This window comes from Gelidibacter sediminis, from assembly GCF_004364975.1.
GTDB classification, from domain to species: Bacteria; Bacteroidota; Bacteroidia; order Flavobacteriales; family Flavobacteriaceae; genus Gelidibacter; species Gelidibacter sediminis.
In genome coordinates this window covers 718,287-728,557 of the sequence record NZ_SOBW01000007.1, presented here as the reverse complement: position 1 = coordinate 728,557, position 10,271 = coordinate 718,287, and the positions used below count along the sequence as shown (strand labels likewise).

The following is a 10,271-nucleotide window of genomic DNA, read 5'->3' as shown; positions in this document are numbered from 1 at the left end:
AAGGTTTCTATTGGTTGTTTAGTTGTACTGTATTCAATGCCGTTTCCAATTCCGCTTTCGCGTTGATGACGTCTAACATGGCTTGTAGAAATTCTTGCTGCGCCGCGTACAATTGTGTTTGTGCCTGACGCAACTCAAAGCTGGAAGAAATACCTTCAAAAAATTTGGTTTGGTTTTTTTCTTCAATACGCTCTGCCAACCTAAGATTCTGTTTTTTATTGTCGTAATCTTCAATGGCAAATTGGTAATCGCTTTTGGCTGATGCAATTTCAAACTGAATGCTTTGTTCTTTATCAATCAAATCAATCTCTGCCTTTTCTAAATTAATTTTTGCCCGTTGTGTTGCTGCACTTCGCATTCCTGAACTAAAAATAGGCACGTTTAGACTAACCCCAAATAGGGAAGAACCAAACCATGTCTGATCTTTGTCGAAAAACGTAAAATCGTCACTAAAGGCTGAATATCCGCCATTTATAAACGCATTAAGTGTTGGCAACGCCTTACTTTTTTCTAATTTTAATAATAGTTCTTTCGAAATTTTGTCGTTTTCTGCAATTTGATAGTCGATGGTATTTTCAACATCTGCTTGAGTTTCCAACAATCCTAAAGAAATATGCTCTTGCGTAAGACGCTCCAAATTATCAGTAAGAACGGTGGGTCTGTTAATTTCAAGTCCCAATGTCATGTTCAACATTTGATGCGCCAAAGTTTTCATTCGTGAAACATTTTTTAAATTGCTTTCAACCCCAGCAAGCGTAATCTGTAACTGCTCTACACTTTCTTCCTCTTCCAATCCGTTTTCAAAGATTTTTGTGGTTTCATCAAGATTTTTCTGAAGTACTTCGAGATTACGCTGTAGTATTTGGACACTTTCTGCCGCCAAAAGCACATTTCCATAAGCATTGATAACACCCTTACGAACCTCTAAATCTGTTTTTGTTTTAGCGTTTTTTGAAATGTCCAAAAACACCTTGGCCGACTGTAATGCGACCAAATAGGACCCGTCAAATATCTTTTGGCTTAAAGTAGCCGTGGCATTCATACTTTGTTTGGTGCCAAAAACAACTTCGGTAAATTCTCCTGGGGTGCCCCCAAAAAATTCTGCAGGGATAACCTGTACTTGCTGCTTTAAGAAGTTTTGGTAATCTACTGCAGCGCTAACTTGAGGTAACCCTGTTGCTGTGGTTTCCCATTTTTGTGCTTTGGCTGCCTCAATATCCCATTGGGCATTTACCGCTTTGCGATTATTCTCTAAGGCAAAATCTATAGCTTCCTGCAAACTGAAGCTATTGGGTGCTTGTTGCGCAAATCCTACTAATGGGCTGAATAGCAGTAAAAAGATAAAAAATCTAAATGTCATTTGGTTGTAATTGGTGGTTGATGAATTTTTTTAAAACGGATAGGCCGGTGTCAGTAGTGATGGCTCTTAAATGGTATTCAAGGTAACTTTCCATGAGGTATTCAATAGTAAATTGGTCTTGTGGAAAAATATGCCCATCTCTAATACCGGACATCCCATTAAAATACATGCGTGATATAAAATCGACGTCTATTGTACTTCTAAATAACCCTGTATCAATGCCTTTTTGGATGCTTTCTTGAACCGTGGCTTGCATTTTCTCAAACTGCTTCACCTGTAGACGTTGATAAATTTGTGGATAGTATTTTTTTAATTGATGTTGTGGGGACGATTGTTCATTCTTTAAATAAATCATCGCATATTTTTTAATCTCGTACAATTCTTCAATAGGGTTAATTGAAGAATCGGAGATGCAATCGATACCCTTGCAAACATCGTCCAATACTGAAAATGTTGCCGCTTCTATGAGTTTGGTCTTGTTTTCAAAATGAACATAGATTGTTTTTTTAGAGATTCCTAACGCATTTGCAATGTCATCCATAGTCACACTTTTAAAACCTAGTGTGAGAAACAATTCCGTAGCTCTTTTAATTATATTTTCTCTCATAATGGGCTGCAAATGTACAACAGGAAACTTTAAAAACAAAAACAGTTTCCTAAGTTTAATATAAAATTAATATTGAGTTCTAGGTTTGTTTTGCTAGTGGTATTTGCCTTATTTTTGTGGGATGCAAAATATTTCTTATTACCACACGGCCTTTGTCGCCTATTTGGATGATAAAATTCAAGTAAAAGAACCGGCATCTTTATATGACCCCATACATTATATTTTAGAGTTGGGAGGCAAGCGACTTCGTCCCTTATTGACGCTAATGACGGCTGACGCTTTTAATGGTGATTACAAACATGCGTTAAATGCAGCCTTGAGTATTGAAATTTTCCATAATTTCTCACTAATCCATGATGATATAATGGATGATGCACCATTGCGAAGAGGTCAACCTACAGTACATGAAAAATGGGACATCAATACCGGTATTCTTTCAGGAGATGCCATGTTAATTATGGCCTACCAATTATTTGAATATTATGATCCTAACACCTTTCAGGAATTGGCAAAATTGTTTAGCAAAACTGCTTTAGAGGTGTGCGAAGGGCAGCAATACGATATGGACTTTGAAACTCGCGATGATGTCTCCGTGGACGAGTATCTAAGAATGATTGAGTTTAAAACTGCAGTATTAGTGGGAGCTGCCATGAAAATGGGAGCAATAGTTGCAGGTGCATCAAAAGAAGACCAAGACCATGTGTATGAGTTTGGCAGGTTATTGGGCGTGGCTTTTCAACTTCAAGATGATTATTTAGATGCCTTTGGTGATCCGGAAACGTTTGGCAAGCAAGTAGGAGGTGATATTATTGAGAACAAGAAAACCTATTTGTTTTTAAAAGCTTTAGAGTTTTCAAATGAGGATGACCAGTTACAGTTGCAACATTTATTTGGGATCAATCCCTCAGATGCTACTGATAAAATAGAGACTGCAAAGCATATATTTCAGACTAGTGGTTCAGCAGATGCCACACGTCAAGAAATTGAAAATTATACTAAAATGGCCTTCGCTGTGTTAGATGAGTTGTCCATATCTGAAGATAAAAAAGACATGTTGAAGCATTTTGGTCATGATTTAATGAATAGGAGAGTTTAATTGTTATGAAAGACTTACAGACCTTTGATGATTTGATTGCCCAGGCCAATCAGCTTAATTTGTATTCCAAATTGGTGGCACAACTCAACAAGGATTTGGGCTTGGCAAATATCAACTTAGAATTTCATGCGGATGTGCTCCCAACAAGTTTAAAATTAATGTTGCATGAGAAGGTTTTTGAATTGATTCAGAATAAATTTATGGATTACTTAAATTTACTTTATATTGTTGATGTTTCCGAAGCAAAGATTAGAGAATTGGACGGTAATGACGTTCTACTAATGTCAGAGAATGTCACTTTTTTGATTCTCAAGCGGGAATGGCAAAAAGTATATTTTAGAAATCAATATTCTTAACCATACATTTCAATTAAAATTCAAATAGGTTTAGAAATATACCCTCACAAAAGGGGCCCACGCATCAGCATAGATACTCTTGTTTTTGTCATATAAAACATCATACCTAATCCCTATAGCCACATTTTGAGCTCGGAATCCTGCTCCAAGAAATAAGGCTGGATACCAATAGTTGTCATTGGTTAACCCTAATCTGTCATCCCAGTTTCTGCTCACATTAAGTTCTTCAAATTCCGCTGACAGTTGGATGGCTCGTAATGGATTAAATAAACCAATCAGACTGCCTCCTAAAACAGTGGATTTATACAAATCTTTTTGCTTGTTGTAAGTGCCATTAAGTCCCACTCCTAATGCAAATTGGTCATTAAATTCATAAATAGCACTAGGCGCAAGTGTGCCGCTAAAAAATCCATCGCCAAAACTTAGTCCAATGCCTCCTCCAAATCGGACACTGCTCCAGAAGTCAGTAGGTTTGGAACTGGTTTGTAATTGACCCACTGCATTCATAGAAATGGTCATTATCAAAAGATGAAAAATTTGGTTTTTATGCCGCAGAAATCTCATAAATCATGTATTATGATTATCGATACACTTATATCATATAAATATACTAAAAGCAATTCTTATTTTGGTAAAAGTTGTATTTTTGACTAAAATTTGAAAACATCTGAACGTTTTACAAAAAATGATGGATAAATATTCCTTTTTAAACGCCGCTCACTCAGCCTACTTTGCTGAATTATACGATCAATATTTACAAAATCCGGATACAGTAGAACCAAGTTGGAGAGCCTTTTTTCAAGGTTTCGATTTTGGTTCAGAAAACAGCGAAGCCACCTATGCTGATGGTGACGTTTGTATCTCGCCTGAAATTCCTGAGCACATGCAAAAGGAATTTAATGTGGTACGCTTAATTGATGGATACAGAAATAGAGGTCATTTATTTACCAAAACAAACCCTGTTAGAGAACGCCGTAAGTATGAGCCTACCCTGGCCATTGAAAATTTCGGATTGCATAAAAACGACTTAAAAACGGTATTTTCTGCTGGAGAAATATTAGGGACCGGGCCTCAAACCTTGGAAAGTATTATAGAACATTTGGAGAAAATTTACTGTTCTTCAATTGGTGTAGAGTATATGTATATCCGTAATCCTAAAGAAATTGCGTGGATTCAGGAAAAACTTAATGTTAATGATAATCAACCTAAGTTTTCCACAGATCAAAAGAAGCACATTCTTACTAAACTGAATGAAGCTGTTTCATTTGAAAACTTTTTACATACCAAATATGTAGGGCAAAAGCGCTTTTCATTGGAAGGTGGTGAGTCTTTGATTCCGGCTTTGGACACACTTATTGAAAGTGCGGCAGAAGTTGGTGTTAAAGAATTTGTAATGGGAATGGCACACCGCGGCCGTTTAAGTACTTTAATTAATATTTTTGGGAAGTCAGCAAAAGATATCTTTAGCGAATTTGATGGAAAGGATTATGAACAGGAAATTTTTGATGGAGATGTAAAATACCATTTGGGTTGGACTAGCGATAGAGAATCTAAAGGGGGTAAAAAGATAAACTTAAATATAGCGCCAAACCCTTCTCATTTAGAAACTGTTGGCGCAGTGGTTGAAGGAATTGCGAGAGCAAAACAAGACGATAAATACACAGACAACCCCTCTCAGGTACTGCCGATTATTGTGCATGGAGATGCTGCAATTGCAGGGCAAGGCATAGTCTATGAAGTAATTCAAATGGTGAATTTGGATGGTTATAAAACCAATGGCACTATTCATATTGTCATCAACAACCAAATTGGTTTTACTACAAATTATTTAGATGCACGTTCTAGTACCTACTGTACTGATGTTGCCAAAGTAACCTTGTCTCCCGTATTGCATGTTAATGCGGATGATGTTGAAGCCGTTGTGCATGCCATGTTGTTCGCTTTAGATTTTAGAATGACCTTTAAGCGCGATGTGTTTATTGATTTGTTAGGCTATAGAAAATATGGGCATAATGAGGGCGATGAGCCTCGCTTTACACAGCCAAAATTATATAAAGCCATTGCGAAGCATGAAAATCCGAGAGAAATTTATGCCGCTAAATTATTAAAAGATGGTATTGTTGATAAGGATTTTGTTCAACAACTTGAAGAGTCCTATAAAGCAAGTCTAGAAGAAGAATTGGAAGATTCCCGGAAACAGGAAAAAACGGTTATTACACCCTTTATGCAAGATGAATGGACGGGTTATGAGAGTGCCGATGAGCACAAGATGATGGAAGCTGTGGATACGACTTTTCCTAAAGAAAAGCTGACCAAAATTGCTGATGTTATTTCAAATTTACCAGAAGATAAAAAATTTATCCGCAAAATTGAACGTCTGGTTAAATCTCGAAAAATGATGTTTGACGAGGACAAATTAGATTGGGCAATGGCTGAACATTTAGCTTATGGAACATTATTGGAAGAAGGTCATGATGTACGTATATCTGGACAAGATGTGGAACGCGGCACCTTTTCCCATCGTCATGCCGTTGTTAAAGTTGAAGACAGTGAAGAAGAAATTGTTTTATTGAATCATATTAGTGACCATCAAGGTAAATTCTTTATTTATAACTCCTTGCTTTCTGAATATGGCGTGGTTGGTTTTGACTACGGTTATGCTATGGCAAGTCCTAAAACGTTAACCATTTGGGAAGCGCAATTTGGAGACTTTAGTAATGGAGCACAAATTATGTTGGATCAATACATTTCAGCTGCCGAAGACAAATGGAAACTACAAAATGGATTGGTAATGTTATTGCCACATGGTTATGAAGGTCAAGGCGCTGAACATTCATCAGCGCGTATGGAACGCTACTTGCAACTTTGCGCTAGTGACAATATGTATGTTGCAGACTGTACGACACCTGCCAATATGTATCATTTGTTAAGAAGACAAGTAAAAGCAAACTTTAGAAAACCATTAATTATATTTACACCTAAGAGCTTGTTACGTCACCCTTTAGTGGTGTCAACGGTTGATGAATTTGCAAATGGAAGTTTCCAAATGGTTATTGATGATGATAAGGCTGATGTGAAGAAAGTAAAATCACTCGTATTCGTGACCGGAAAATTTTATTATGACCTACTGGAGGTCAAGGAAGAACAGAAAAGAGATGATGTGGCATTGGTGCGAATAGAGCAATTGTTCCCGTTGCCAGCAAAACAAATGCGTGATATTTTAAAGAAATATGAGCATGCTAATGACATTGTATGGGCACAGGAAGAACCGCGTAACATGGGCGCTTATAGTTTTATGATGATGCATTTTGAAGAGTCAAAATCGTTTAGAATAGCCTCCAGACGAGCTTATGGTGCGCCAGCGGCGGGTAGCTCAACACGTTCTAAGCGTCGTCATAAAGAAGTGATTGACTATGTCTTTGACAAAACAAAAAATAACCAACGATAAAATTAAAAATACTCCTGCTGATGCGGGAATTCAACAACGCAAACCAATAGGTTACAAAAAACAATAAGAACTATGATTTTAGAAATGAAAGTTCCTTCACCAGGAGAGTCCATTACAGAAGTAGAAATTGCAGCTTGGTTAGTTGCAGATGGCGATTATGTAGAAAAAGATCAGGCTATTGCTGAAGTAGATAGTGATAAAGCTACCTTAGAGCTTCCTGCTGAAGCCAGCGGAATTATTACATTAAAGGCAGAAGAAGGTGATGCTGTTGCCGTTGGAGAAGTGGTTTGTTTAATTGATACAGCCGCTGAAAAACCAGGTGGTGGTTCAGATTCTGAAAAATCTGAGTCTACAGGTGATGAAGGTTCCGGTGATAAAGACGTTGAAAAAGAATTGGCTAAAGAACAAAAGGAAACCCCAAATACGGGAGAATCTAAGAAACAGGAAAATCCATCCCAAAAAACTTATGCTTCTGGTGTTGCAAGTCCAGCCGCTAAGAAAGTTTTGGCTGAAAAAAACATATCTGCTTCAGATGTAAGTGGTTCAGGTAAAGATGGACGTATTACTAAAGATGATGCGGTGAAAGCAGTACCATCTATGGGAACGCCAACTGGAGGAAGACGTGGTGAGTCGCGCTCAAGATTATCTATGTTGCGTCGTAAGGTTGCTGAACGTTTGGTATCCGCTAAAAATGAAACCGCTATGTTAACCACATTCAATGAGGTTGATATGACAGCCATTTTTAAATTGCGCGAAGAATACAAAGAAACATTTAAAACAAAACATGGTGTTGGTTTGGGCTTTATGAGTTTCTTCACCCTTGCAGCGGTGAGAGCTCTACAGCAATATCCTGCAGTGAACTCCATGATTGATGGTCAGGAAATGATCAGTTTTGATTTTTGTGATATCAGTATTGCGGTATCCGGTCCAAAGGGCTTGATGGTTCCGGTAATTAGAAACGCTGAAAATCTAACCTTCAGAGGGGTTGAAGCAGAGGTCAAACGACTGGCTATTAGAGCTCGTGATGGTCAAATTACCGTAGATGAAATGACCGGGGGGACATTTACGATTTCTAACGGTGGTGTTTTTGGCAGTATGCTGTCTACACCAATTATTAACCCACCACAAAGTGCAATTTTAGGAATGCACAATATTGTAGAGCGACCTGTTGCAATAGATGGACATGTAGAAATTAGACCAATAATGTACTTAGCAGTTTCTTATGACCATAGAATTATTGATGGTAAGGAAAGTGTTGGTTTCTTAGTGGCCATAAAAGAAGCTCTCGAAAATCCGACAGAGTTGTTAATGGATAACGATGTTAAGAGAGCGTTAGAATTATAATCTTAATTAATAGATAATATCACAAAGGGACACTTCATAGAAGTGTCCCTTTTGATTTGGTGGTTAGGTTAGTTTTAAAAGAAGGTAACCAAAATATTAGCGGTGATGATCAATACGGCGCTTAAGATGATAGTGATGATAAATAACTTGCTCCAATGCGTGCTGTTTTTTTTCATAGGCTTAAACATATAGATAATTTGGGTATGCAATTTCTGTAATTTAGAAGTTCAATTTTTGCTATAGTAAGCCTTTACTGACAACTAGATACTGTGCAAATTTCGGATTTGCGGCAACATGAAACAATACGTAGAGTTACGTATTTTTGGCTTAGAAATGCTCTTAAATAATAAAGCCCTGAATCAATGACAATCCAGAGCTCTATAAAATAATTCCCCTAAGAATTAATAGCACTGTAAATTTCGTCATTATTTGCGTACCATACAATACGTAGAACTACGTATATTTTTGATTCTTTTGATTTTTTATAATACAAAAAGCGCACTCTTGTTTAGAGTGCGCTCTTATAATTATAAAACTAACGAATTAAAAAAAAGCGACTAAAATATTCATTGAGATTACCAGAATTGAGGTTGTGATTAATCCCAAAGCGAAAAATATATTGCTCAGGCTGAAATGATGTTTCATGATTGTTATCTTTATGAAAAAGCTCTGAATCTCTTTGAAATTCAGAGCTTCTCTGTTCCTCCAAACAGTGTGATTAATAGCACTATAAAGATCGCTATAAAGATGTTATCAAACAATACGTAAAACTACGTATTTTTTATAAGGTAAGATTCATTCTCTTTGGCATAAAGGGCCAAACTACCCGCTTTAGACTCTAAATTGAGTTTTTTAATAATATGGCTTTTGTGTTTTTCCACTGTTCTACTGGACGTAAATAGGATATTGCCTATTTCTTTAGCCGTTTTATTTTTGGCAATAAGTCTCAGCACCTCTTTTTCAGTGGGCGTCAAAGTCGTCAGTTCTTTAGGTGCTTCGTCAATTTCGAGATATTCAATCAATTCAGGGCTAAAATAGGCGCGACCTTTTAGTACGGCAGCAATACAGTTTTCAATCTCTTCAAGTGCAAATTCCTTAAGAACGTATCCGTATATTTCTAAAGTTTTAGCTTGTGCGTAAATACTTTCATCCTTTTCAAAAGTAATCAGGACTATTTTGGTGGTGAGGTTTAAATCTTGGCACTTTTGTGCTATTTCAAGCCCGGTTAAATAAGGCATTTGTATATCTAATATGGCAATATCTGGGCGTTGTGATTGAATCATCTCGAATGCTTCTTTGCCATTCGCGGCGCTTCCAGTAAGGTTATACTGTTTTTCAACTAGAAAATCTGTGAGACCTTTAAGAATGAGAGGGTGATCGTCTGCTATAATTATAGAGGCTTGCATGGGCTATTACGTATTGTTAGGGAATTTAAAGGTACTACTTTGTTATAAAAACGGGGCTATTACTACATTTTTAAATAAACATAATTCTTTTCATAATCGATAATTGCTTTTGCCTTCTTCAAGACATCAGCGCCAATAATGCCATCTACAGGTTGGGCATTATGATGTAAAAGGGCGGTATTAACATGCGTTAAATTAAATAGTACCAACGCTACTTTGTCTTTTTTCCAGGTGCCAATTTTTAGTTTGTTTTTTTTTGAAAGTTGAGTTAACATGTCCGTGGCGCCAGCTCCAGCGGCTTTTACATCAGAATCTTTTGCGGTGAGTTTAAATGTTTCAAGTCCTTCAAACCCCACACACGAGTTTGATGCGCCTGTATCTAAAATAAAAAGTCCCTTTACGCCATTTATAGTGGCTTTAATTTCGAAATGATTGGTTTTGGTCAATTTGAGCTTCACCTTGATATAACCTTTTTCTAGAAGAAAATCTTTTAAGGAGTTAGGTTTTTGATGGGATTTTGCTTTCATAATCGATTTTTCATTTATAGCACTAAAAATAGAACTTTTAATTTGGTCAACATCCCAATGAAATTATAAATATATAGGGTTGTAAAATGTTTTGCTAAATTAAATATGTTGTCAAGCGTGTAATTGT

At 36.8% G+C, this 10,271-nt stretch carries 9 protein-coding genes; 4 read left to right on the top strand and 5 right to left on the bottom strand.

The genetic code is table 11. The features are described 5' to 3' along the window. Positions 1–7: 7 nt before the first annotated feature. Positions 8–1,360, bottom strand: coding sequence for a TolC family protein (locus tag BXY82_RS03095; RefSeq protein WP_133756709.1), 1,353 nt, complete (start codon positions 1,358–1,360; stop codon positions 8–10). Next, complete coding sequence (locus tag BXY82_RS03090; protein WP_394345920.1) at positions 1,350–1,901, bottom strand: TetR/AcrR family transcriptional regulator; 552 nt, start codon at positions 1,899–1,901, stop codon at positions 1,350–1,352. Before BXY82_RS03090 ends, BXY82_RS03095 begins: the two co-directional genes overlap by 11 nt. A 187-nt stretch (positions 1,902–2,088) precedes the next feature. Between BXY82_RS03090 and BXY82_RS03085 the strand changes: the two genes are divergently transcribed. Continuing rightward, entirely contained in the window at positions 2,089–3,063 is a 975-nt protein-coding gene (locus tag BXY82_RS03085) for a polyprenyl synthetase family protein (protein WP_133756707.1), read from the top strand. 5 nt (positions 3,064–3,068) lie between these two features. Next, entirely contained in the window at positions 3,069–3,419 is a 351-nt protein-coding gene (locus tag BXY82_RS03080) for a hypothetical protein (RefSeq protein WP_133756706.1), read from the top strand. A 30-nt stretch (positions 3,420–3,449) separates the two neighbouring features. Here the strand turns inward: BXY82_RS03080 and BXY82_RS03075 are convergent, their stop codons facing one another. After that, positions 3,450–3,938: an alpha-ketoglutarate decarboxylase gene (locus BXY82_RS03075; RefSeq protein WP_133756705.1), complete on the bottom strand. Its 489-nt coding sequence runs from the start codon at positions 3,936–3,938 to the stop codon at positions 3,450–3,452. Between the two features lie 169 nt (positions 3,939–4,107). Between BXY82_RS03075 and BXY82_RS03070 the strand changes: the two genes are divergently transcribed. Continuing rightward, positions 4,108–6,867 (top strand): 2-oxoglutarate dehydrogenase E1 component, encoded by a 2,760-nt coding sequence (locus BXY82_RS03070; protein ID WP_133757404.1) that lies wholly within the window; start codon positions 4,108–4,110, stop codon positions 6,865–6,867. A gap of 72 nt (positions 6,868–6,939) precedes the next feature. Then, on the top strand, positions 6,940–8,211 hold the full coding sequence (odhB, locus tag BXY82_RS03065; protein WP_133756704.1) for a 2-oxoglutarate dehydrogenase complex dihydrolipoyllysine-residue succinyltransferase: 1,272 nt from the start codon (positions 6,940–6,942) through the stop codon (positions 8,209–8,211). Positions 8,212–8,981: 770 nt separating this feature from the next. Here the strand turns inward: odhB and BXY82_RS03060 are convergent. Continuing rightward, positions 8,982–9,617 (bottom strand): response regulator, encoded by a 636-nt coding sequence (locus tag BXY82_RS03060; RefSeq protein ID WP_133756703.1) that lies wholly within the window; start codon positions 9,615–9,617, stop codon positions 8,982–8,984. A gap of 62 nt (positions 9,618–9,679) precedes the next feature. Then, complete coding sequence (locus BXY82_RS03055) at positions 9,680–10,144, bottom strand: retropepsin-like aspartic protease (RefSeq protein ID WP_133756702.1); 465 nt, start codon at positions 10,142–10,144, stop codon at positions 9,680–9,682. Between the last annotated feature and the right edge of the window lie 127 nt (positions 10,145–10,271).

Excerpts from the sequence above, each read along its gene's own strand:
- BXY82_RS03070 (WP_133757404.1), top strand. The coding sequence starts at position 4,108 with ATGGATAAATATTCCTTTTTAAACGCCGCTCACTCAGCCTACTTTGCT.
- BXY82_RS03095 (WP_133756709.1), bottom strand. The coding sequence starts at position 1,360 with ATGACATTTAGATTTTTTATCTTTTTACTGCTATTCAGCCCATTAGTA.
- BXY82_RS03060 (WP_133756703.1), bottom strand. The coding sequence starts at position 9,617 with ATGCAAGCCTCTATAATTATAGCAGACGATCACCCTCTCATTCTTAAA.
- BXY82_RS03055 (WP_133756702.1), bottom strand. The coding sequence starts at position 10,144 with ATGAAAGCAAAATCCCATCAAAAACCTAACTCCTTAAAAGATTTTCTT.
- odhB (WP_133756704.1), top strand. The coding sequence starts at position 6,940 with ATGATTTTAGAAATGAAAGTTCCTTCACCAGGAGAGTCCATTACAGAA.
- BXY82_RS03075 (WP_133756705.1), bottom strand. The coding sequence starts at position 3,938 with ATGACCATTTCTATGAATGCAGTGGGTCAATTACAAACCAGTTCCAAA.
- BXY82_RS03090 (WP_394345920.1), bottom strand. The coding sequence starts at position 1,901 with ATGGATGACATTGCAAATGCGTTAGGAATCTCTAAAAAAACAATCTAT.
- BXY82_RS03080 (WP_133756706.1), top strand. The coding sequence starts at position 3,069 with ATGAAAGACTTACAGACCTTTGATGATTTGATTGCCCAGGCCAATCAG.
- BXY82_RS03085 (WP_133756707.1), top strand. The coding sequence starts at position 2,089 with ATGCAAAATATTTCTTATTACCACACGGCCTTTGTCGCCTATTTGGAT.